At 59.9% G+C, this 21,590-nt stretch carries 21 protein-coding genes; 16 read left to right on the top strand and 5 right to left on the bottom strand.

Annotated elements, in window-relative coordinates; genetic code table 11:
- The first annotated feature begins 245 nt into the window (after window positions 1–245).
- The 8 genes from prfB to M5B43_RS24775 all read left to right on the top strand — a co-directional run bounded on the left by prfB (window position 246) and on the right by M5B43_RS24775 (window position 7,299).
- Window positions 246–1,341, top strand: a protein-coding gene (gene prfB, locus M5B43_RS24740; RefSeq protein ID WP_248752529.1) for a peptide chain release factor 2 whose coding sequence is annotated in 2 segments (ribosomal slippage) — window positions 246–317 and window positions 319–1,341 — 1,095 coding nt in all. Because the reading frame shifts where the segments join, the coding sequence is not laid out codon by codon here.
- A 96-nt stretch (window positions 1,342–1,437) separates the two neighbouring features.
- Window positions 1,438–2,940: a lysine--tRNA ligase gene (lysS, locus tag M5B43_RS24745; RefSeq protein WP_248752530.1), complete on the top strand. Its 1,503-nt coding sequence runs from the start codon at window positions 1,438–1,440 to the stop codon at window positions 2,938–2,940.
- Between the two features lie 106 nt (window positions 2,941–3,046).
- Window positions 3,047–3,763, top strand: coding sequence for a TetR family transcriptional regulator (locus M5B43_RS24750; protein WP_248752531.1), 717 nt, complete (start codon window positions 3,047–3,049; stop codon window positions 3,761–3,763).
- A 16-nt stretch (window positions 3,764–3,779) separates the two neighbouring features.
- A complete protein-coding gene (locus tag M5B43_RS24755) occupies window positions 3,780–4,340 on the top strand; it encodes a hypothetical protein (protein ID WP_248752532.1) in 561 nt (186 codons plus the stop codon).
- A gap of 12 nt (window positions 4,341–4,352) precedes the next feature.
- Window positions 4,353–5,639, top strand: a complete 1,287-nt coding sequence (locus tag M5B43_RS24760) for a flavohemoglobin expression-modulating QEGLA motif protein (RefSeq protein ID WP_248752533.1) — start codon at window positions 4,353–4,355, stop codon at window positions 5,637–5,639.
- A 26-nt stretch (window positions 5,640–5,665) separates the two neighbouring features.
- Window positions 5,666–6,571 carry an alpha/beta hydrolase gene (locus M5B43_RS24765; protein ID WP_248752534.1) on the top strand — a complete coding sequence of 302 codons (906 nt, stop codon included), beginning with the start codon at window positions 5,666–5,668 and terminating at the stop codon, window positions 6,569–6,571.
- Window positions 6,568–6,894 carry a hypothetical protein gene (locus M5B43_RS24770; protein WP_248752535.1) on the top strand — a complete coding sequence of 109 codons (327 nt, stop codon included), beginning with the start codon at window positions 6,568–6,570 and terminating at the stop codon, window positions 6,892–6,894. Before M5B43_RS24765 ends, M5B43_RS24770 begins: the two co-directional genes overlap by 4 nt.
- A 117-nt stretch (window positions 6,895–7,011) precedes the next feature.
- Entirely contained in the window at window positions 7,012–7,299 is a 288-nt protein-coding gene (locus tag M5B43_RS24775) for a hypothetical protein (RefSeq protein WP_248752536.1), read from the top strand.
- Window positions 7,300–7,353: 54 nt separating this feature from the next.
- Here the strand turns inward: M5B43_RS24775 and M5B43_RS24780 are convergent, their stop codons facing one another.
- The 3 genes from M5B43_RS24780 to M5B43_RS24790 form a co-directional block, all read right to left on the bottom strand.
- On the bottom strand, window positions 7,354–8,139 hold the full coding sequence (locus tag M5B43_RS24780) for an OmpA family protein (protein ID WP_248752537.1): 786 nt from the start codon (window positions 8,137–8,139) through the stop codon (window positions 7,354–7,356).
- Window positions 8,140–8,198: 59 nt separating this feature from the next.
- Window positions 8,199–8,621, bottom strand: coding sequence for a DUF4398 domain-containing protein (locus tag M5B43_RS24785; protein ID WP_248752538.1), 423 nt, complete (start codon window positions 8,619–8,621; stop codon window positions 8,199–8,201).
- 281 nt (window positions 8,622–8,902) lie between these two features.
- Window positions 8,903–9,247, bottom strand: coding sequence for a pilin assembly protein (locus tag M5B43_RS24790; protein WP_248752539.1), 345 nt, complete (start codon window positions 9,245–9,247; stop codon window positions 8,903–8,905).
- 184 nt (window positions 9,248–9,431) lie between these two features.
- Between M5B43_RS24790 and ppc the strand changes: the two genes are divergently transcribed.
- From ppc to M5B43_RS24815, 5 genes are all read left to right on the top strand, one after another.
- The gene (ppc, locus tag M5B43_RS24795) at window positions 9,432–12,077 is read left to right on the top strand and encodes a phosphoenolpyruvate carboxylase (protein WP_248752540.1); all 2,646 of its coding nucleotides are present in this window, start codon (window positions 9,432–9,434) and stop codon (window positions 12,075–12,077) included.
- 280 nt (window positions 12,078–12,357) lie between these two features.
- The gene (gene adk, locus M5B43_RS24800; protein ID WP_034118422.1) at window positions 12,358–13,005 is read left to right on the top strand and encodes an adenylate kinase; all 648 of its coding nucleotides are present in this window, start codon (window positions 12,358–12,360) and stop codon (window positions 13,003–13,005) included.
- Between the two features lie 90 nt (window positions 13,006–13,095).
- Window positions 13,096–13,779: a tRNA (adenosine(37)-N6)-threonylcarbamoyltransferase complex dimerization subunit type 1 TsaB gene (gene tsaB / locus M5B43_RS24805; RefSeq protein WP_248752541.1), complete on the top strand. Its 684-nt coding sequence runs from the start codon at window positions 13,096–13,098 to the stop codon at window positions 13,777–13,779.
- Between the two features lie 211 nt (window positions 13,780–13,990).
- Window positions 13,991–14,293 (top strand): hypothetical protein, encoded by a 303-nt coding sequence (locus M5B43_RS24810; protein ID WP_248752542.1) that lies wholly within the window; start codon window positions 13,991–13,993, stop codon window positions 14,291–14,293.
- Window positions 14,293–15,153, top strand: a complete 861-nt coding sequence (locus M5B43_RS24815) for a DUF72 domain-containing protein (RefSeq protein WP_248752543.1) — start codon at window positions 14,293–14,295, stop codon at window positions 15,151–15,153. The genes M5B43_RS24810 and M5B43_RS24815 overlap by 1 nt, the downstream gene beginning before the upstream one ends.
- 6 nt (window positions 15,154–15,159) lie before the next feature.
- On the opposite strand, the gene M5B43_RS24820 is transcribed toward M5B43_RS24815, so the two are convergent.
- Window positions 15,160–15,780: an energy transducer TonB gene (locus M5B43_RS24820; RefSeq protein ID WP_248752544.1), complete on the bottom strand. Its 621-nt coding sequence runs from the start codon at window positions 15,778–15,780 to the stop codon at window positions 15,160–15,162.
- A 96-nt stretch (window positions 15,781–15,876) separates the two neighbouring features.
- On the opposite strand from M5B43_RS24820, the gene M5B43_RS24825 reads away from it, so the two are divergent.
- The gene (locus M5B43_RS24825; protein WP_248752545.1) at window positions 15,877–16,671 is read left to right on the top strand and encodes a class I SAM-dependent methyltransferase; all 795 of its coding nucleotides are present in this window, start codon (window positions 15,877–15,879) and stop codon (window positions 16,669–16,671) included.
- Here the strand turns inward: M5B43_RS24825 and M5B43_RS24830 are convergent.
- The gene (locus M5B43_RS24830) at window positions 16,649–17,284 is read right to left on the bottom strand and encodes a TetR/AcrR family transcriptional regulator (protein ID WP_248752546.1); all 636 of its coding nucleotides are present in this window, start codon (window positions 17,282–17,284) and stop codon (window positions 16,649–16,651) included. The two genes, M5B43_RS24825 and M5B43_RS24830, sit on opposite strands and share 23 nt — an antisense overlap.
- A 93-nt stretch (window positions 17,285–17,377) precedes the next feature.
- Here M5B43_RS24830 and M5B43_RS24835 point away from each other — a divergent pair, with 93 nt between their 5' ends.
- Entirely contained in the window at window positions 17,378–18,478 is a 1,101-nt protein-coding gene (locus M5B43_RS24835; RefSeq protein ID WP_248752547.1) for an efflux RND transporter periplasmic adaptor subunit, read from the top strand.
- A gap of 6 nt (window positions 18,479–18,484) precedes the next feature.
- Complete coding sequence (locus M5B43_RS24840; RefSeq protein WP_248752548.1) at window positions 18,485–21,547, top strand: efflux RND transporter permease subunit; 3,063 nt, start codon at window positions 18,485–18,487, stop codon at window positions 21,545–21,547.
- The last annotated feature ends 43 nt before the right edge of the window (window positions 21,548–21,590 follow it).

Here is a 21,590-nt window from a genome sequence, read left to right on the forward strand (position 1 = left end):
CCGCGCAAAGCCAAATGTGGGAGGGGGCTGCTGCGCACCCCAACGCGGGACAAGCCCGCTCGCCACAGTGATAGTGTTCCTTATTATCTGACTGGCAATAGGGCAAGCCTCCTCCCACATTTGGATTTCCATTGGTTTTGGGTTGTGTACAAACCCCGCCTTTTCGGCCAAGCGGACTGCCGTTTTCAGTGGTTTGCCGTTATACTCGCCGGCTTTCAAAAGTTCGCCAACGAGTGCTGCCCGCCATGGAAATCAACCCGATCCTTAACAGTATCAAGGACCTGTCCGAGCGCTCCGAAACTATTCGGGGGTATCTTTGACTACGATCAAAAGCATGAGCGTCTGACCGAAGTCAATCGCGAGCTTGAAGATCCGAGTGTCTGGAACAAACCTGAATACGCCCAGGAACTGGGCCGCGAGCGTTCTGCGCTGGCGCAGATCGTCGATACCCTCGATGAGTTGAATACCGGCCTGGCCGATTGCCGTGACCTGCTGGACATGGCTGTCGAAGAAAATGACGAAGGCGCGGTGGGCGATGTTGTCGCCGAGCTGGCCCGTCTTGAGGAAAACCTCGCCAAGCTTGAATTCCGCCGTATGTTCAGCCATGAAATGGACCCGAACAACGCCTACCTGGATATCCAGGCCGGCTCCGGCGGCACCGAAGCCCAGGACTGGGCCAACATCCTGCTGCGCATGTACCTGCGCTGGGCTGACAAACGCGGTTTCGACGCGACCATCATGGAACTGTCGGCCGGTGAAGTCGCCGGCATCAAGGGTGCGACCGTGCACATCAAGGGTGAATACGCCTTTGGCTGGCTGCGCACCGAGATCGGCGTGCACCGCCTGGTACGCAAGAGCCCGTTCGACTCCGGCAACCGTCGCCACACCTCGTTCTCTGCGGTGTTCGTTTCGCCAGAGATCGACGACAAGGTAGAAATCGAGATCAACCCGGCCGACCTGCGGATCGACACCTATCGTTCCTCCGGTGCCGGTGGCCAGCACGTAAACACCACCGACTCGGCCGTACGGATTACCCACGTACCGACCAACACCGTGGTCAGCTGCCAGAACGAACGTTCCCAGCACGCGAACAAGGACACCGCCATGAAAATGCTGCGGGCCAAGTTGTACGAGCAGGAAATGCAGAAGCGCAACGCGGCTTCCCAGGCGCTGGAAGACACCAAGTCGGATATCGGCTGGGGTCACCAGATCCGTTCTTATGTGCTCGATGCGTCGCGGATCAAGGATCTGCGCACTAATATCGAACGCAGCGACTGCGACAAGGTGCTCGACGGTGATATCGACGAATACCTGGAAGCCAGCCTGAAATCGGGCCTGTAAAGAACTCTGTAGCAGCGGGGGGGGACGCCTGGTTCTTGCCCGCGATCCCCAGTCGAAGGCTGGGGAAAACGTATCTGTGATGGAATTTCAAAAGACATGAGCGACCAACAACTCGACACGCAAGCCCTGCAACAGGAAGAAAACTCCCTGATCGCCCTGCGCAAGGAAAAGCTTGCTGCCGAGCGTGCCAAGGGCAACGCCTTCCCCAACGACTTCCGCCGCGACAACTACTGCGATGCCTTGCAGAAGCAATACGCGGACAAGACCAAGGAAGAGCTGGCAGAAGCTGCGATCCCGGTCAAGGTGGCAGGTCGCATCATGCTTAACCGTGGCTCGTTCATGGTGATCCAGGACATGACCGGTCGCATCCAGGTCTACGTCAACCGCAAGACCTTGCCTGAAGAAACCCTGGCCTCGGTGAAAACCTGGGACATGGGCGACATCATTGCAGCCGAAGGCACCCTGGCCCGTTCCGGCAAGGGCGACCTGTACGTTGAAATGACCAGCGTGCGCCTGCTCACCAAATCCCTGCGCCCGCTGCCGGACAAGCACCACGGCCTGACCGACACCGAACAGCGCTATCGCCAGCGTTACGTTGACCTGATCGTCAACGAAGACGTACGCCAGACCTTCCGCGTGCGTTCGCAGGTTATCGCCCACATCCGCAGCTTCCTGATGAAGCGTGACTTCCTGGAAGTGGAAACGCCGATGCTGCAAACCATCCCGGGTGGTGCCGCAGCCAAGCCGTTCGAGACTCACCACAACGCGCTGGACATGGAAATGTTCCTGCGTATCGCGCCGGAGCTGTACCTCAAGCGCCTGGTGGTTGGTGGCTTCGAGAAAGTGTTCGAGATCAACCGCAACTTCCGTAACGAAGGTGTCTCGACCCGTCACAACCCAGAATTCACCATGTTGGAGTTCTACCAGGCTTACGCCGACTACCAAGACAACATGGACCTGACCGAAGAGCTGTTCCGCGAGCTGGCAGAGCTGGTATTGGGCAGCACTGACGTGCCGTACGGCGACAAGGTGTTCCACTTCGGCGAGCCGTTCGTGCGCCTGTCGGTGTTCGACTCGATCCTCAAGTACAACCCCGAGCTGACCGCCGCCGACCTGAACGACATCGACAAGGCCCGTGCCATTGCCAAGAAAGCCGGCGCCAAGGTGCTGGGCTTCGAAGGCTTGGGCAAACTGCAGGTGATGATTTTCGAAGAGCTGGTGGAGCACAAGCTGGAGCAGCCGCACTTCATCACCCAGTACCCGTTCGAAGTCTCGCCGTTGGCCCGTCGCAACGACGACAACCCGAACGTCACCGACCGTTTCGAGTTGTTCATTGGGGGGCGCGAAATCGCCAACGCCTACTCCGAGCTTAACGATGCCGAAGATCAGGCCGAACGCTTCATGGCCCAGGTGGCCGATAAGGACGCCGGAGACGACGAAGCCATGCATTACGACGCCGACTTCGTGCGTGCCTTGGAATACGGCATGCCGCCAACGGCCGGTGAAGGTATCGGTATCGACCGCCTGGTGATGTTGTTGACCAACTCGCCGTCGATCCGCGACGTGATCTTGTTCCCGCACATGCGGCCACAAGCGTAACCGTAGCGAAATCCGAAGCCGCCTTTTATAAGGCGGCTTTTTTATGTGGCGTATTTAAGCGTCAAACGAATAGCGCCAGGTTTTGATCTATTCAAGGATGTGTGTCGTGAACCGCGTAATGGCTCAAGAAGGTGCCGCCGGCATTGCCGCTGCTGTGGCTGAAAGTGTTCAGTACCAAGGTCGCAAGGCCAGCCGCCGAGGCAGCGAACAACGCCGGCAAGACATTCTCGATGCGGCCATGCGCATCGTTGTACGCGATGGCGTACGTGGCGTGCGCCATCGTGCAGTGGCGGCGGAAGCTGGTGTGCCGTTGTCGGCCACGACTTACTATTTCAAAGACATCGATGACTTGCTCACCGACACCTTCGCCCAATACGTCGAACGCAGCGCCGCCTTCATGGGCAAACTGTGGGCGAGTAACGAAGGCTTGCTGCGCGAGATGGTTGCCTATGGTGATGGCAGTCCGCAGTCGCGTTCGCAACTGGCCGATGACATCGCACGGCTGACCGCCGACTACGTGCAGCGCCAACTGAACAACCGCCGCGAGTACCTGATGGCCGAGCAGGCGTTCCGCCAGGAAGCGCTGCTCAACCCGCGCCTGGCCGAACTGGTGCGTTCGCACCAGCAGATCCTGTTGCAGGGGACCCGGCAGTTTTTCCAGGTATTGGGCTCCCGCGAGCCGCAGCAGGATGCCAAAGTGTTGACGGCGATTATCAGTCGGATGGAATATCAGGGCCTGTTGGGCGGCGCAGAGCCTCTGCCCGGTGAAGAGATGCTTGAGATCCTCAAGCGTTACATGCATTTGGTGTTGGCCTCGGTCTGACACCGGGGGATGTTCAATGAAAGCCTGGCGTGTCGCGCTGATTGCCTTGTCGTTCCTGTTGCTCAGCGGTTGCCTGGTGACCTTCAAGGACCCACTGCCGGCCCATGACGCCGCGCCGGACGCCTTGCTGGGTCGATGGTCGAGTAAAAATGCCTGGGGCGAGCCACTCAACCTGCAGATCACCCGCGACGGTGAACACCGTTATAAGGCCGTGAGCTACCCTAAAGCCAAGCCGGGCCAGCGTGATGAGTATGTGTTTACTGTCGCTCGTCATGGCAACCGCTGGTACCTGTCGGCGCCGTTGCCGGACAAACTGGGCGGGCATTTTTTTCTGGCTGGCTTTGAATTAGAGAACGAGTTCGACGAAAAGCACGAATTGGTGGTCTACAACCTCGACCTTGATCAGATCCGTCAAGCGATCAACCAGCACGCCTTGCAAGGTAGCCCAACGGAAACGGTCGAAGGCGCTGGTGCGCTGGTGGACAGCCCCATGGACCAGGTATTTGCTTACCTGGATGACCCGGCCAATGCCGATGTGTTCGTTGAAGCCGTGCGCTACCAGCGTGCGGGTAAATAACGTTTAAAGAGGATGCACCGGGTGGACGATTACCAGCAGACGATACGCGCCTTGTCCGATCGCATTGTGCTGGCGCAAACACCGATCCGCGTCCTCGACGCGGTGAAGTGGGACGAGAACATTCGCCAGGGGTTTCTCAAGGCCAAGGGCAAGGCCATGCCGGCCGTGGACCGTGATTACTACCTGAACCGGCCGCTGTCGTTCGACTCCAGTGCGGTGAAGCTGGAGTTCCAGAACATCGAGCGCGACATCACCCGCCGCCTCGGCCAGTTCAGCCCGGTGGGGCAGATCATGCGCCGCATGTGCCGCGAATACCGCATGGTGGTGCGCATGCTTGAAGCGCGTGGCACCGAGGACTTTGGCCTGATTTCCCAGGAATTGTACGGCGCCGCTTCAGACGCCTTTCACGCCGGCGACCCGACCCTGGCAGACCTGGGCCTGATGCTCTCCGATTACCTGAACAATATCGACGGCCGTGGCGACCTCAAGGACGAAGCCAAGACCCTCACGGCCAAGGACGCCGTCGCGCTGCTGCAAACCCGCCTGAACAAGGTGTTTGGCGAGGCGGAAGAAACCATCCGCGTGTTCGAGTCCGACGGTATCGTTGCCGACGCCGCAGCGGGTGCCGACTACATCAAGATTCGCGCCGACGCGATGTTCAACGAGCGTGACGTGCGGGCCCTGGAAGTGCATGAGGGCCTGGTGCATGTGGGCACTACCCTCAACGGCCAGAACCAGCCGATCTGCACGTTCCTGTCCAAGGGGCCACCGTCATCCACCGTGACCCAGGAGGGCCTGGCGATCCTGATGGAGATCATCACGTTTGCCTCTTACCCCAGCCGTCTGCGCAAACTGACCAACCGTACTCGCGCCATCCACATGGTCGAGGAGGGCGCCGACTTCCTGCAGGTGTTCGAGTTCTTCCGTGAACAAGGCTTTGAAATGGCCGAAAGCTATGGCAACGCCAGCCGGGTATTCCGGGGCTCGGTGCCGACCGGTCTGCCGTTCACCAAGGATTTGTCCTATCTCAAGGGCTTTATCATGGTCTACAACTACATCCAGCTCGCCGTGCGTAAAGGCAAGTTGGAACAAGTGCCGCTGCTGTTCTGTGGCAAGACCACCCTGGAAGACATGCGCACCTTGCGTCAACTGGTCGACGAGGGCCTGGTCGTACCGCCCAAGTACCTGCCCGAGCAGTTCCGCGACATGAACGCGCTGGCAGCGTGGATGTGCTTCTCCAACTTCCTCAACCATTTGAGCCTGGACAGGATCGAGGCGGATTACTCGAATATCCTTTGACTGATTTTTGCTGGAGGCTTCAACGGATGAGAATCCTCGGCATTCTGTGCCTGCTACTCACATTGAACGGCTGTAGCTCGCTGTTGTTCTACCCCGAGCCCGGCCTGCCGTTCACGCCGGAAAAAGCCCACCTGCAATACCGCGACGTCACCTTCACCACCGCCGACGGCGTAAAGCTCCACGCCTGGTGGCTACCGGCGAAAGCCGGTGTGCCACTCAAAGGCACCGTGCTGCACCTGCACGGCAACGGTGGCAACCTGGCCTGGCACCTGGGGGGCAGTTGGTGGTTGCCGGAGCAAGGCTATCAAGTGCTGCTGCTGGACTATCGTGGCTACGGCCTGTCTGCGGGAAAACCGTCCCTGCCAGCGATCTACCAGGACCTGGACGCCGCGTTCAGTTGGCTCGACAAGGCCCCCGAGACCCAGCACCAGCCTGTCATCGTCCTTGGCCAAAGCCTCGGTGGCGCGCTGGCGGTGCACTACTTGGCCGTGCATCCCGAGCGTCAGCCCCGGCTCAAGGCGCTGGTACTGGACGGCGTGCCCGCCAGTTATCGTGACGTAGGACAATTCGCGCTGAGCACCTCCTGGTTAACATGGCCGTTCCAAGTGCCCCTGTCCTGGCTGGTGCCCGACGCCGACAGTGCGATCAACGCCATGCCCCAGTTGGCCGGAGTGCCCAAGCTCTTGTTCCATAGCCTGGATGACCCCATCGTGCCAGTGTCCAATGGCATCCGCCTGTATCAAGCGGCGCCCCCGCCGAGGGTGTTGCAGTTGACCCGCGGCGGCCATGTGCAGACCTTTGCCGACACGACCTGGCAAACCGTGATGCTGCGCTATCTGGACGATCCGCAGCACTTCAACGGCTTGCGCCGCCTGGGTGAAATTCCGAATTACCCTATTTCTAAAGTTGACTCATCAGAGAGCCCGCAATGAGCGAAGAACGCAACATGATCCCGCTGATCCTCACCGGTATCGGCACCATCATCGGTACCGTTGGCTGCCTGTGGTACTACGGCTACCTGCACTTCGCCAAGCCGGAAGATGCACTGCTGCTCAGCGATTTCACGATGCTCAAGACCGTACCGGGCGAGGACTACAAGATCTCCCTGACCCCGGCCGCGCAAGTGGCGCAGTGCGTGGAGGGTGTGTTGGTGATGTTCGATACCGAGCAAAAAGGCTTGAGCGGCGTGCTGGTGAACAACAAGAAGCAGGCGGTGCGTTGCATGGGGCAGGAGACGCCGCAATTGCAGCAATAGTCAGCTTCAACGGTCCACTGCTGAAATATTGGGAACCGCTTTGTGTGAGAAACCACTGAGTGGAGGGTCAGCGTTGCTGATAAGTAACCCACCAATAGTGAAGTCAGGAGTGAGATTATGGATATTGCTTCAATTGGCAGGATGTTGTCGGGGCTGGGCAACCTGGACCAGATGCGCATGCAAGGCAATGAGCAACAGAAGGGTGGGATAGACCCTGAGCTGCTCAAGAAGCTCATAGAAATGCTCTCGGGCAACGCGGGTGCACAGGGCGGTGGCGGTTCCTCCGGCTCTGGCGGTTCCGGTGCTCCGCTCAGCGCGGACAAAATCAAAGAGCTGATGGCCAGCGCCCTGGGAATGCAGGCGATGATGCCGGACAGTGACAACGGCCGCCAGATCCAGGTCTGACAGGCAAAAAAAACCCCACCTTCAGGTGGGGTTCTTTTATCCAGCATCAATCAATCAGTTAGCCATGGACGAACGTGGCTTGACCGGCTGGTTGTCGTTGGAGATGGTCACTTCAACGCGACGGTTCATGGCACGGCCCGAAGCGCTGCCGTTGTCGGCAACCGGGTATTCCTTGCCATAGCCCTGGGTCACGATGCGCGAGATATCCACGCCTTGCTGAGCCAGTGCACGTTGTACGGACGCCGCGCGACGCTCGGACAGGCTCTGGTTGTACGAGTCCGAACCGGTGCTGTCGGTGTAGCCTTCGACGATCACTTTACGGTCCGGGTTATCGCGCAGGAACTGCGCCAGCTTGGTGATATTTACCAGGCCGCTGGATTTCAGGTCGGACTTGTTGGTGGCAAACAGCACGTCACCGAAAGTGACCAGCGTACCGCGATCGGTTTGTTTGGCATTCAAGCTGTTCTGCAATTGCTTGATTTGCGCATCACGGGCCTGCAGCAGGGCGCGGGCACGTTCGTCACCGGCGTTTTTCAGCTTGGCTTCGGATTCACGCAGCACGATGGTGTCTTTGGCCACTTCAACACGCTGGTTGGTCAGGTAAGCCAGTTGGTCGACCTTCTTCTGGTCTTCCTTGTCACGGTAGGCTTTGTCGGCTTTGTCCAGCCAATCCTGCGCGTCCTTGGTTTCCAGCGCCGCTACCTTGGTGGCATTCGGGTTGGCTTGCAGGGCCGAGAAGTTGGTCCGTGCGTTTTCCAGGTTCTGGTTAGGCGGGGTGGAGCAGGCTGCCAGGGCAACGCTCATCGCCAACAGGGCAGGGATCATCAATTGTTTACGCATAGTCGTGTCGTCCTTTCAATTCGATATCGGGTGCCGTGCAATCAGGGAGCGGCGGCTACTTACTGTTGGATAACCGCCGGGCGCATGCCTTCCTGACGCAGCTCCTGAACAGCTTTCTGGGAATCCTTCACCGCCTGCTGAGCCTTGGCAGCCTGGGCTTTACGCTCAGCGACGCGAGCGTCCCATTCGGCTTGCTCGGCCAACGTACGAGCTTTGTCGTAGTTCTTGTCGTGCATGGCGATTTCAGCTTCTTTGAGCTTGTCCTGGGCCGACTTCATTTCCACCGCGGCAAACTCAGTGCCACCGGCGCTGACCGCGCTGTTGACAGCCGATTGGGTCACCGCGTACTGCTCGGTCGGAGGGTTGCCGGCGCAGCCCGCCAAAACGAAGCTGGTGCCGATTGCCAACGCGGCCAATTTAAGCCCGCGCAGGTGGTTAAACGAGGATTTGGCAGTGCTGGTGTTCATCGTCTTCAACTCCATTGGATAACTCCTGAAAAACATCAAAATCCATCGGGGCAGGTCGGTTGCGGGCCCGGCGGTAAAGCACATGGCGCCTATTCAAACAGCCGTTCCAAGTGATGGCTTACTGGTTGTGACCGGAGGCTTTTTTCAAAAGTTCAGAGAAGATGGCGATTTGCCTAAAAAAATATTTGACTGAGTGGTCAGCGTTAAAAAGATGGAACTTTCACTGTGCGCAACGGTACTCCGAACCTCTGAGAGGCCCGGAATACAGGGCTTATATTAAAACTTGCCGATGTTTATCAGTGCTTCTGTTCGTCAGCGCTGGCTGACAGGTCATGCAAGTAGCGACGGGACAAGGACAGAAAACGTGGCGTGGGCCCAACGTCTTCGTACAGCGGGTCACCTTCTTCATCGGTAGCAATGACGTGTTGGCCCTTGATATAGGGAAAGCTGGCTTCCAGCTCTTCAAGGGCGGCACCGATCAGTTCGCCGAGCAGTTCTTCGGGATGGCGCTTGGGGTACATCTCGGCAATCGCGGCCAGCCTCGCGGCGGACTCCACATCCAGGTGGATCGCGTATTCGGTTTTGGTCAGGCGACCCTTGGCGGTTTCTTCCCAGTGCTGGGCCAGTTCTCGAATTTTCATGGCAACCTCAATTAGCCTGCGGTAGCGGGCGGTGATGAGTGACCAGCCGGCTGCGTGGATAACGCGGCGGCTCACTGTTGAGACTAGCTGCAAGCCTCAAGGTTTAAAGTGTCTTGTCATAAATCGGCGCCGACGGCACTCTGGACCTCCTGCGCGTCCCGGATTTCTGGCTGGAGATTGGCTGATGAGTGATATCGATGCACGCTTGCGTGAGGATGTTCACCTGCTGGGTGAGCTGTTGGGCAACACCATTCGAGAGCAGTACGGCGATGAGTTTCTCGACAAGATCGAGCAGATTCGCAAAGGCGCCAAGGCCGACCGGCGAGGCGGCATATCCGAGCAGGCCGCCGGCGACGAACTCAGCGCCAGCCTCAATCAGTTGCAGGAAGATGAACTGTTGCCCGTGGCCCGGGCCTTCAACCAGTTCCTCAACCTGGCGAATATCGCCGAACAGTACCAGTTGATCCACCGGCGTGATGAGTCGCAACCGGCGCCTTTCGAAGCCAGGGTATTGCCGCAGTTGCTGGCTCGCCTGCAAAGCGAAGGCCACAGCGATGAATCCCTGGCCCGTCAGTTGGCGCGGTTGGACATCGAGCTGGTCCTTACTGCTCACCCTACCGAAGTGGCCCGTCGCACCCTGATCCAGAAATACGATGCGATCGCCGCGCAATTGGCCCTGCAGGATCACCGTGACCTCACCACCGCCGAGCGCGAGCAGATCCGCGAACGCCTGCAACGACTGATCGCCGAAGCCTGGCACACCGAAGAAATCCGTCGCATCCGCCCCACGCCCGTGGACGAAGCCAAATGGGGCTTTGCAGTGATCGAACATTCACTGTGGCAGGCCATTCCCAACTACCTGCGCAAAGCCGACCAGGCCCTGCATGCCGCCACCGGTTTACGGTTGCCGCTGGAGGCCGCGCCTATTCGCTTTGCCTCGTGGATGGGCGGTGACCGCGACGGCAACCCCAATGTCACCGCGCCGGTCACGCGCGAAGTGTTGCTGCTGGCGCGTTGGATGGCGGCGGATTTGTACCTGCGCGATGTCGACCAGTTGGCCTCCGAGCTGTCGATGCAACAGGCCAGCCCGGCGTTGCAAGCCAAGGTCGGCGACAGTGTCGAGCCCTATCGCGCCTTGCTCAAGCAGTTGCGTGAACGTCTGCGTGCGACCCGTCAGTGGGCTCATACTTCATTAACGGCCACGACGCCCGCGCCGGCCGAGGTCCTGCAAAACAACCGCGACCTGTTGGACCCGCTGGAGCTGTGCTACCACTCGCTGCACGAATGCGGCATGGGCGTGATCGCCGATGGTCCGCTGCTCGACTGCCTGCGGCGTGCCGTGACGTTCGGCCTGTTCCTGGTGCGCCTGGACGTACGTCAGGACTCCAGCCGTCACTCAGCGGCCATGACCGAAATCACCGATTACCTGGGCCTGGGGCGTTACGAGGACTGGGACGAAGACGCGCGCATCAGCTTCCTGAGCAAGGAGCTGACCAACCGCAGGCCACTGCTGCCGGGTTATTTCAAGCCATCGGCGGACACGGCCGAGGTCTTGAATACCTGTAAGGAAATCGCTGCGGCACCGGCTGCGTCGCTGGGCTCGTATGTCATCTCCATGGCGGGCGCGGCCTCGGACGTGTTGGCGGTGCAATTGCTGCTCAAAGAGTCGGGTGTACAGCGCCCAATGCGCGTGGTGCCGCTGTTCGAGACCCTGGCCGACCTGGATAACGCCGGCCCGGTGATGGAGCGGCTGTTGCAGTTGCCGGGTTATCGCGCGCGGTTGCAGGGGCCGCAGGAAGTGATGATCGGCTACTCGGATTCGGCCAAGGACGCCGGCACGACCGCCGCCGCTTGGGCGCAATACCGGGCGCAGGAACGGCTGGTGGATATTTGCCGCGAACAACAGGTGGAGTTGCTGCTATTCCACGGTCGCGGTGGCACGGTCGGCCGTGGCGGAGGCCCAGCTCACGCGGCGATCCTGTCGCAGCCGCCGGGCTCGGTGGCGGGGCGTTTCCGGACCACCGAACAAGGTGAGATGATCCGCTTTAAATTCGGGTTGCCGGATATTGCCGAGCAGAATCTCAATCTCTACCTGGCGGCGGTGTTGGAAGCGACCCTGTTGCCGCCACCACCGCCCGAACCCGCGTGGCGTCATTTGATGGACGAATTGGCGACAGACGGCGTCAGTGCTTACCGTGCGGTGGTGCGGGAAAATCCGCAATTTGTCGAGTATTTCCGTCAGTCCACCCCGGAGCAGGAGCTGGGGCGTTTGCCGCTGGGCAGTCGTCCGGCCAAGCGACGTGCAGGCGGGATTGAAAGCCTGCGGGCCATTCCGTGGATTTTTGGCTGGACTCAAACTCGCCTGATGCTGCCCGCCTGGCTCGGCTGGGAAGCCGCGTTAAGCAAGGCCCTGGAGCGTGGCGAAGGCGAGTTGCTGGGGCAGATGCGTGAGCAGTGGCCGTTCTTCCGCACACGCATCGATATGCTCGAGATGGTGCTGGCCAAGGCGGATGCCGATATTGCCCGTCTCTACGATGAGCGTCTGGTGCAGCCGGACTTGCTGCCATTAGGGGCGCACTTACGCGACCTATTGTCGCAGGCGTGTGGCGTGGTGCTTGGCCTGACCGGCCAGTCGCAACTGCTGGCCCATAGCCCGGACACCTTGGAGTTCATCCGCCTGCGTAACACCTACCTCGACCCCTTGCACCTGTTGCAGGCCGAGCTGCTGGCACGTTCGCGTCAGCAAGAGGCTGCACAAGACAGCCCTCTGGAACAGGCGCTGCTGGTGTCCGTAGCGGGTATTGCCGCGGGTTTGCGCAACACCGGTTGAGGTTTCTCGCGTGTTCTCAAAGGCTTGCGGATAAACCCGGATGACCGCCCTGAAAAGGGCGGTTGTTGTTTGGACGTTCGGGTTGCACTCAGGTACACCCTACCTATAACGCATGCGCAGCGCGGGTTTCTCCTACTTTTGGCGGCTTGTATGGTGAGGGCCTGCTGTGTATCTTGATCAGCCTTTGGCCGTTTGAACGGCCTGGACCCACATTTTTACGAGATTGGCCCCACGCGGCGAATCCGAGCGTCATCTCTATAAAAAATTGAGGAGCACATCGATGCGCGTCATTCTGCTGGGAGCTCCCGGGGCCGGTAAAGGTACTCAGGCAAAGTTCATCACTGAAAAATTCGGCATTCCACAAATCTCCACCGGCGACATGCTGCGTGCGGCCGTCAAGGCTGGCACCGAGCTGGGTCTGATCGCCAAGAGCGTGATGGACAGCGGCGGCCTGGTCTCCGATGACCTGATCATCAACCTGGTCAAGGAACGCATCAGCCAGGACGACTGCAAGAACGGTTTCCTGTTCGACGGCTTCCCACGCACCATTCCCCAGGCTGAAGCCTTGGTGAAGGCTGGCGTAGAGCTGGACGCGGTGGTCGAAATTGCAGTTGAAGACGAAGAAATCGTCCAGCGTATTGCTGGCCGTCGTGTTCACGAAGCCTCGGGCCGCGTGTACCACACCGTCTACAACCCGCCAAAAGTGGAAGGCAAGGACGATGTCACCGGCGAAGACCTGGTGCAACGTAAAGACGACACCGAAGAAACCGTACGTCATCGCTTGTCGGTCTACCATTCCCAGACCAAGCCGCTGGTGGACTTCTACCAAAAGCTGTCCGCAGCCCAGGGCAAGCCGAAATACAGCCATATCCCTGGCGTGGGTTCGGTCGAAGCCATCACCGCCAAGGTGTTGCAAGCATTGAGCTGATCCAACCGTCAGCTTTGCGTACAACGGCCCGCTTGCGGGCCGTTGTTGTTTATACTGGCGCACTTTTTTCCGATTTGGACACCCCGACCGATGAGCACCCTGCTGGCCCTGGACACCGCGACTGAAGCTTGCTCCGTTGCCTTGCTGCACGATGGCAAGGTAACCAGCCACTACGAGGTGATCCCGCGCCTGCATGCGCAGAAGCTGTTGCCGATGATCAAGCAACTGCTTGAAGACGCGGGCACCACCTTGGCAGCCGTGGATGCCATCGCCTTCGGCCGTGGCCCGGGCGCGTTCACCGGTGTGCGCATCGCCATTGGCGTGGTACAGGGCCTGGCCTTTGCGTTGGAGCGCCCGGTGCTGCCGGTCTCCAACCTTGCGGTACTGGCTCAGCGTGCATGGCGTGAGCACGGCGCCTCGCAAGTCGCGGCGGCCATTGATGCGCGAATGGATGAAGTCTACTGGGGCTGCTATCGCGAGGCGGCGGGCGAAATGCGCCTGGTCGGCGTGGAGGCTGTGCAGCCGCCGGAAGCGGCCTTGTTGCCCGATGATGCCAGTGGTGACTGGTTCGGTGCCGGTACAGGCTGGGGCTACGGTGAACGTATCAATGTGCAGTTGGTCGGTCAGGACGCAGCCATGTTGCCCCATGCCGAAGACCTCCTGGCATTGGCCCGCTTCGCTTTCGAACGTGGTGAGGCGATCCCGGCCGACCAGGCAGCACCGGTGTATCTGCGCGATAAAGTGGCGCAGACAAAGGCCGAGCGCGGCCTTTAATTGTGGTGAGCGGGCTTGCCCCGCGTTGGGCTGCGGAGCAGCCCATTGAAGCTGCCCATTACTGTCGAACGTAGCGCGAAAATCGCCAATCGTCAGAATTTGTCCGTACTTTTAAACCTTTTACAGATTATGTGTTCTAGTTATCACCAGAGCATTTGCGCACTATGGAAAGTGCCGCTAAATTGCCATCATTGATACCGAGTCTGCATGTATGCGTATAGACGGCTTTTCCTCACAGTCCTACCCCCTCAAGCGTAAGCCGCGTAAGGCGAACGTCACGGTAGACGAGTCCGTCGAAGATTCACCGGATTTCATCGAGGTTCAGTCCGACGCGCAGCCCGGCGCCCAAGCTTCTGCCGGTGCACGTATCAGTGGCCTTCCTGCCCGTCAGCATGACATGGTCTTCCCGCGCTCCATGAGCAAAAGCGTTGCCACCGCTCTGGCCAGCTACCTGACCACCGCCGGCTTTGTCGAATGGGATATGGAAGTGCTGGGCCTCGACATCCACATCTGATGCGCCAGCCTTATTACATCGGTTGCCCGTCCTGGAGCGAAAATGCCTGGCGCGAGTACCTGTACCCCGCCGATGCACGTTCCAGTGATTACCTCGGGCTCTATTCCCAAGTCTTCAACGCCGTTGAAGGCAACACGACTTTTTACGCTCGCCCCTCGGCCGCTACTGTGCAGCGCTGGGCTGAAATCATGCCCGATGATTTTCGTTTTACCGCCAAATTCCCCGGTGATATCAGTCACGCTGGCGACTTGCGCGAGCAGTTGCCGGCGGCGGAAAGTTTTGTGGGGTTGATGAGCCCGCTGGGGGCGCGTGTTTCACCTCTGTGGCTGCAACTGCCGGCGAGCTTTGCGCCACAACGCCTGGGCGAGCTGGCAGCTTTTATTGATGGCCTTGAACAGCCGATGGCGGTGGAAGTACGCCACCCGGAGTTCTTTGCCAAGGGCGATGCCGAGCGGATGCTCAACCGCTTGCTGCGTGACCGTGGCGTCGAGCGGATTTGCCTGGATCCACGCGCCCTGTTCAGTTGCACGTCCACCTCGGCGGCCGTGCTGCATGCTCAATCAAAGAAACCCAAGGTGCCGCCGCGCCCGGCGGCGCTGACTCAGTACCCACAGGTGCGTTTTATCGGCCATCCGGCGCTTGAGGCCAATGACCCGTTCCTGATCCCGTGGGTGGAAAAAGTGGCGGGCTGGATCGAAGAAGGGCGCTCGCCCTACATGTTTCTGCACACCTCGGATAACCGCCTCGCCGCACAACTGGCCTTGCGCTTCCATGAGCAGTTGATGGCGCGCTTGCCGGGGCTGCTGCCGTTGCCGACGTTGCACCGAGAGCCTGCGGCCGAGCAATTGGGGCTGCTCTAGCGTCCGTCAGGCGGCCAGACGCAGGTTGTTGAGGATCAGTGGGCGCGCCCAGTGGTAGTCGAAGTCCAGTGCCTTCTGTTGCGCCTGCAGTTCTTCGGCCGGATACGGCGTGGCAGGCGGTGGTAACAGGTCCAGTTCGAACTCGGCAATCGGCAGGTGCAGGGGGCGTGGTTGCGGCGCGGGGCCAGGCTCAGGCAGGGGAGCGCCTGCGTTCAGGACAATCGGGCGCACCCAGCCACTTTCGAAGTTCTGCTGGCGTTGCTGGGCGACGATTTCTTCCGCTGGGAACGGCGTGGCGGCGGGCGGCAGCAACTCGGTTTCGAATTCGGCAATCGGCAGGAACAACGGCTCGGGTGGAGCGATCTCGGTGTCTTTCACGTCGCACTCACGCTGCGTGAGAATCTGCGACAGCAGGTCGGCACCTTCGCTGGGTTCTACCGCCGGGTCTCTCGGTGCGGGGGCTTTGGCGGCGAGCGCGTCCGGCGTATCGCCGAGCTGCTCGGCCAATGCCCGGGCAAAGAAGTCCTGCCACACATGGCTCACGCCGGCCAGCGCTTGAGTATTGCGCAGGCCGTAGTGGTTGTGGGTCGGCAGCACACCGATAGTTAGGGGAAGAATGTCTGACATTTTTCTCGGTCGACGCTCAGCTCTGGCAAAATACCTGATCTTTGTTTTTATCGGCCGTGATTGGCCGATCCTTAATATTTTTGAGCGTGGCGATTGATGAGCGAACAACCAGCGGCCAGCCGCATTCAGGTCGAGGCCTTGGCCGAAGGTTTCGAGGCGCGCGCCCAGCAATGGGCTTCGCTGCTTGGCTTGCCTCTGCACCTGGCGGATGCGGAGTTTTCCCTGCAGGTCGGGGAACAGGGCCTGCAACTGCAACAGCTTGGGCCGGATGCTCCGGGGCCGGTGCGCGTCGACTTTGTCGAAGGCGGCGCAGCGCACCGGCGTTTATACGGTGGCGGCAGTGGGCAGATGATCGCCAAGGCCGTGGGCATTGCCCAAGGGGTGCGTCCCCGGGTGCTGGACGCTACGGCCGGCTTGGGCAAGGATGCGTTCGTGCTGGCCAGCCTGGGCTGCGACATGAACCTGGTCGAACGTCAGCCGCTGATTGGCGCCTTGCTTGAAGACGGCCTGGCACGGGGCGCAGATGATTTTGACGTGGCGCCGATCGTGGCGCGCATGAAGCTGCTCAAGGGCAACTCCATCGACGTGATGCTCAACTGGGAAGGCGAACCACCCCAGGTGATCTACCTGGACCCGATGTTCCCTCATCGTGAGAAAACCGCTTTGGTGAAGAAGGAAATGCGCCTGTTCCGCCCACTGGTAGGCGATGACATGGACGCCCCGGCCCTGCTTGCCGCTGCCTTGGCCTTGGCCAGCCACCGTGTAGTGGTCAAGCGACCGCGCAAGGCACCCTGCATTGAGGGGCCGAAGCCGAGCCATGCGCTGGAGGGTAAGTCCAGCCGCTATGACATCTATCCCAAAAAGGCGCTCAAGGCCGATAGGCCCGCATAAACAGCCCTACCACATCCTGCACATGGGCTTCGGCGGCTTCTTCACTCGGGGGCTCGCCGCAGCCATACAGCAAACAGAAATTCGCTGTGCCCTTGAGCAGGCAAAAGAAGTGCTCAGCCGCCTTGAACGGTTTTTCGATGCTCAGGGCGCCGCTCTGGTCGATTCGGTTGAGCAGGCGCTCCATGCCTTGAACCATGCGCATGGGGCCTGCTTCAAAGAAGATCTGTGACAGTTTCACGTCCTGGTTGCCTGTGGTCATCATCAGGCGATGCAGGTTCACCGACTCTTGGCTGTTGACCAGCCGATGAAAGCCCCGTGCGATGTTCAACAACACGGTTTCCACAGGTATGCCCTCGGGCAGCTCGAAATACATCACCGGCAGTTGTTCTTCGCATTTCGCCACGACGGCGGCGGTGAACAACGTCTCTTTGTCGGTGAAGTGGCTATAGACGGTCAATTTCGACACGCCGGCCTCAAGGGCCACGGCATCCATGCTGGTGTTGGCGTAACCATTGCTCAAAAACAGAAATTTCGCTGCTTCGAGGATTGCCTGGCGTTTTGCCATGTCCTTGGGGCGCCCGGGGTTATTGGTGTTCGAAGGATTGTCGGACATTTTCACCTTTAATACTGGACTGGCGAGTTTGGTATTAATAACATACCCGCCAGTATAATTATTCCTAGCTTCATTTGCGAAAGGTCCTTCAGCATGCGCAGCAATTTCCTGCCCTTTGCGTTGCCTGTCAGCCTGGTCTTCCTGTTGGCCGCTTGCGGCCATGAAGAAGCGGCCCAAACCAGCATCCGCCCAGCCATGGTGGTGCAACCCCAGCCGTCGGCACAGGCGATGGACAGTTACCCGGGTGAGGTGCGCGCTCGTTATGAGCCGGACCTGGCCTTTCGCATTGGCGGTAAAGTCAGCAAGCGCCTGGTGGAGGAGGGTGATCGGGTCAAGGCAAACCAGCCACTGGCGGAGCTCGACCCCCAGGACGTACGCCTGCAACTGGAAGCGACCCGTGCTCAAGTCGCAGCCGCCGAGGCGAACCTGAGCCTGGTGCGGGCTGAGCGTGACCGCTACAAGACCCTGATGGATCGTCAGATGGTTAGCCGTTCCCAGTACGACAATTCCGAAAACCTTTACCGTGCAGGTGAGGCGCGCCTGAAACAGATCAAGGCCGAGTTCGACGTATCGAGTAACCAGGCTGGCTATGCCGTGTTGCGTGCGCCGCAGGATGGCGTCGTCGCCAAGCGCGCCGTTGAAGTGGGCCAAGTGGTATCCGCAGGCCAAACCGTGTTTACCCTGGCCACCGATGGCGAGCGGGAAGTCTTGATCAGCCTGCCCGAGCAAGGTTTCGGCCGCTTCAAGATCGGCCAGCCGGTGTCGGTCGAGTTGTGGAGCCAGCCGGATCAACGCCTTGCCGGGCGTATTCGTGAACTGTCACCTGCTGCCGATCCGAAATCGCGCACGTTCGCTGCCCGCGTGGCATTCACCGGCGGCAAAGTCCCCGCCGAACTGGGCCAAAGTGCCCGCGTATTCATCCAGGCCGACGGTGTGATCCCACTGTCGGTGCCACTGTCTGCCCTCAGTGCGGAAAACGGTGCGTCTTACGTTTGGCGCGTGCTACCGGACAACACCCTCAAGCGTACTCCGGTCCGCATGGGGGCCTTCGGCGAAAAAACCGTGCCGGTGCTGGAAGGCTTGGCCCCTACCGACTGGGTGATTGCGGCGGGTGTGCATGTGCTCCATGAGGGCCAGCAAGTGCGCCCGGTGGATCGCTCCAACCGAGTTGTGAATCTGGCGGCCAAGGAGTAGTCCCCAATGGGTTTCAATCTTTCCGAATGGGCGTTGCGTAATCGCCAGATCGTACTGTTCCTGATGATCCTGCTGGCGGTCGTCGGCACCTTGTCCTACACCAAGTTAGGGCAAAGCGAAGACCCACCTTTCACCTTCAAGGCGATGGTGATCAAGACCAACTGGCCCGGGGCCACAGCCCAGGAAGTTTCACGCCAGGTCACTGAGCGTATCGAAAAAAAACTGATGGAAACCGGTGAGTACGAGCGCATCGTTTCCTTCTCGCGTCCCGGTGAATCCCAAGTCACCTTTATGGCTCGCGACTCGATGCACTCGGCGCAGATTCCCGAGTTGTGGTACCAGGTGCGCAAGAAAATCAGCGACATCCGCCAGACCTTGCCACCGGATATCCAGGGCCCGTTTTTCAATGATGAGTTCGGCACGACCTTCGGCAACATCTACGCCCTGACCGGCGACGGCTTTGACTATGCCGTGCTCAAGGACTACGCCGATCGCATCCAGATTCAACTGCAACGAGTGCCGGACGTGGGCAAGGTCGAACTGCTTGGCCTGCAGGATGAGAAGATCTGGATCGAGCTGTCCAACCTCAAGCTCGCCACCCTCGGTTTACCGCTGGCGGCGGTGCAGCAGGCGCTACAGGAGCAAAATGCCGTCTCTACCGCGGGTTTCTTTGAAACCCCGACCGAGCGTGTGCAGTTGCGCGTATCGGGTAACTTCAAAACGGTTGAGGAGATCCGCAACTTCCCTATTCGCGTGGGGGATCGAACCTTTCGTATCGGCGACGTCGCGGACATCCACCGTGGCTTCAACGATCCACCGGCACCGCGCATGCGCTATATGGGCGCAGATGCCATTGGCCTGGCCGTGGCCATGCGGGAGGGCGGCGATATTCTGGTGCTGGGCAAAGCCCTTGAAAGCGAATTCGCACGTCTGCAGAAGAATCTTCCAGCGGGCATGGAACTGCGCAAGGTCTCGGACCAGCCGGCAGCGGTGAAAACCAGTGTCGGTGAATTCGTCCAGGTACTGGCCGAGGCATTGGCCATTGTCTTGCTGGTGAGTTTCTTCTCCCTCGGGGTACGCACGGGCATGGTGGTCGCCCTGGCGATCCCTCTGGTGCTGGCGATGACCTTTGCCGCCATGTATTACCTGGGTATCGGCTTGCACAAGATCTCGCTCGGTGCATTGGTCCTGGCCCTGGGGCTGCTGGTGGACGACGCCATCATCGCCGTGGAAATGATGGCGATCAAAATGGAACAAGGCTACGACCGGCTCAAGGCCGCGAGTTTCGCCTGGACCAGTACCGCGTTTCCGATGCTCACGGGCACGTTGATCACGGCGGCGGGGTTCTTGCCGATTGCCACCGCGCAATCGAGCACCGGCGAATACACCCGGTCGATCTTCCAGGTGGTGACCATCGCGTTGCTGGCGTCCTGGGTCGCCGCCGTGGTGTTCGTGCCGTACCTGGGAGAAAAACTCCTGCCCGACCTGGCGAAAATTCATGCAGCCAAGCACGGCGCCGATGGTCCTGATCCCTACGGCACGCCGTTCTATCAACGCGTGAGAGGTTTGGTGGAATGGTGCGTGCGTCGGCGTAAAACGGTGATCGTCCTGACCCTGCTGTTGTTTATCGGTTCGGTCGCCTTGTTCCGATTCGTGCCGCAACAGTTCTTCCCGGCGTCCGGTCGCCTGGAACTGATGGTTGATCTGAAACTGGCCGAAGGTGCCTCCTTGAGCAACACCGCAGACCAGGTCAAACGCCTGGAAGCCTTGCTCAAGGAACACGCCGGCATTGATAACTACGTGGCCTATGTGGGGACCGGTTCACCGCGTTTCTACCTGCCGCTGGACCAACAGTTGCCGGCTGCCAGTTTTGCGCAGTTCGTGGTGCTGGCCAAAACCATTGAGGAGCGTGAAAGCCTGCGCACCTGGCTGATCGAAACGCTCAACGAACAATTCCCCGAGTTGCGCTCGCGCGTCACTCGCCTGGAGAACGGCCCACCCGTGGGTTACCCGGTCCAGTTCCGCGTGACCGGCGAACACATCGAAGAAGTCCGCGCCCTGGCCCGGAAAGTAGCGGCCAAGGTTCGCGAAAATACCCATGTGGTCAATGTGCACCTGGACTGGGAAGAGCCTAGCAAAATCGTTTACCTCAACATCGACCAGGACCGCGCCCGTGCCCTCGGAGTGAGCACCGCCAACCTGTCGAAATTCCTGCAGAGTTCCCTGACCGGTTCCACCGTCAGCCAGTACCGGGAGGACAACGAGTTGATCGAGATCCTCCTGCGCGGCACCGTTCACGAGCGCACCGAGTTGTCGCTGCTGCCGAGTCTGGCCGTACCGACCGACAACGGCAAAAGCGTGGCCCTGTCACAGATCGCCACCCTTGAGTATGGATTTGAAGAAGGCATCATCTGGCACCGTAACCGCCTACCCACCGTGACCGTGCGTGCTGATATCTACGGCAAGGAACAACCGGCGACCCTGGTCCAGCAGATCCTGCCGACCCTCGAAGGTGTGCGTGCTGAATTGCCGGACGGCTACCTGCTGGAAGTCGGCGGTACCGTGGAAGACTCAGCCCGTGGGCAGAACTCGGTGAAGGCCGGCGTGCCATTGTTTATCGTGGTGGTGCTGACTTTGCTGATGCTGCAATTGCGCAGTTTCTCACGCACTGCGATGGTGTTTCTGACGGCCCCGTTGGGCTTGATCGGGGTGACCCTGTTCCTGCTGGTGTTCCGCCAACCCTTCGGCTTCGTGGCCATGCTCGGCACCATTGCACTGTCGGGGATGATCATGCGTAACTCGGTGATCCTGGTGGACCAGATCGAACAAGACATCAAGGCTGGGTTGGCGCCGTGGCAAGCGATTATCGAAGCCACGGTCCGACGCTTCCGGCCGATTGTACTGACAGCTCTGGCGGCCGTGCTGGCGATGATTCCGCTGTCGCGCAGCGTGTTCTTCGGGCCGATGGCTGTGGCGATCATGGGAGGGTTGATTGTGGCGACGGCGTTGACTTTGCTGTTCTTGCCCGCGCTGTATGCGGCGTGGTTTCGTGTAAGAAAGGACGCCTGATGATAATAAGGTCGTCGCCTCGATAATTGGGCGTGTGTCCATG

It is taken from the genome of Pseudomonas sp. MWU15-20650 (assembly GCF_023242475.1).
GTDB lineage: Bacteria > Pseudomonadota > Gammaproteobacteria > Pseudomonadales > Pseudomonadaceae > Aquipseudomonas.

Excerpts from the sequence above, each read along its gene's own strand:
- M5B43_RS24830 (WP_248752546.1), bottom strand. The coding sequence starts at position 17,284 with ATGTCCGACAATCCTTCGAACACCAATAACCCCGGGCGCCCCAAGGAC.
- M5B43_RS24765 (WP_248752534.1), top strand. The coding sequence starts at position 5,666 with ATGAGAATCCTCGGCATTCTGTGCCTGCTACTCACATTGAACGGCTGT.
- M5B43_RS24820 (WP_248752544.1), bottom strand. The coding sequence starts at position 15,780 with ATGTCAGACATTCTTCCCCTAACTATCGGTGTGCTGCCGACCCACAAC.
- M5B43_RS24770 (WP_248752535.1), top strand. The coding sequence starts at position 6,568 with ATGAGCGAAGAACGCAACATGATCCCGCTGATCCTCACCGGTATCGGC.
- ppc (WP_248752540.1), top strand. The coding sequence starts at position 9,432 with ATGAGTGATATCGATGCACGCTTGCGTGAGGATGTTCACCTGCTGGGT.
- M5B43_RS24790 (WP_248752539.1), bottom strand. The coding sequence starts at position 9,247 with ATGAAAATTCGAGAACTGGCCCAGCACTGGGAAGAAACCGCCAAGGGT.
- M5B43_RS24840 (WP_248752548.1), top strand. The coding sequence starts at position 18,485 with ATGGGTTTCAATCTTTCCGAATGGGCGTTGCGTAATCGCCAGATCGTA.
- tsaB (WP_248752541.1), top strand. The coding sequence starts at position 13,096 with ATGAGCACCCTGCTGGCCCTGGACACCGCGACTGAAGCTTGCTCCGTT.
- M5B43_RS24775 (WP_248752536.1), top strand. The coding sequence starts at position 7,012 with ATGGATATTGCTTCAATTGGCAGGATGTTGTCGGGGCTGGGCAACCTG.
- M5B43_RS24810 (WP_248752542.1), top strand. The coding sequence starts at position 13,991 with ATGCGTATAGACGGCTTTTCCTCACAGTCCTACCCCCTCAAGCGTAAG.
- M5B43_RS24835 (WP_248752547.1), top strand. The coding sequence starts at position 17,378 with ATGCGCAGCAATTTCCTGCCCTTTGCGTTGCCTGTCAGCCTGGTCTTC.
- M5B43_RS24755 (WP_248752532.1), top strand. The coding sequence starts at position 3,780 with ATGAAAGCCTGGCGTGTCGCGCTGATTGCCTTGTCGTTCCTGTTGCTC.
- M5B43_RS24780 (WP_248752537.1), bottom strand. The coding sequence starts at position 8,139 with ATGCGTAAACAATTGATGATCCCTGCCCTGTTGGCGATGAGCGTTGCC.
- M5B43_RS24815 (WP_248752543.1), top strand. The coding sequence starts at position 14,293 with ATGCGCCAGCCTTATTACATCGGTTGCCCGTCCTGGAGCGAAAATGCC.
- lysS (WP_248752530.1), top strand. The coding sequence starts at position 1,438 with ATGAGCGACCAACAACTCGACACGCAAGCCCTGCAACAGGAAGAAAAC.
- M5B43_RS24825 (WP_248752545.1), top strand. The coding sequence starts at position 15,877 with ATGAGCGAACAACCAGCGGCCAGCCGCATTCAGGTCGAGGCCTTGGCC.
- M5B43_RS24760 (WP_248752533.1), top strand. The coding sequence starts at position 4,353 with ATGCACCGGGTGGACGATTACCAGCAGACGATACGCGCCTTGTCCGAT.
- adk (WP_034118422.1), top strand. The coding sequence starts at position 12,358 with ATGCGCGTCATTCTGCTGGGAGCTCCCGGGGCCGGTAAAGGTACTCAG.
- M5B43_RS24785 (WP_248752538.1), bottom strand. The coding sequence starts at position 8,621 with ATGGAGTTGAAGACGATGAACACCAGCACTGCCAAATCCTCGTTTAAC.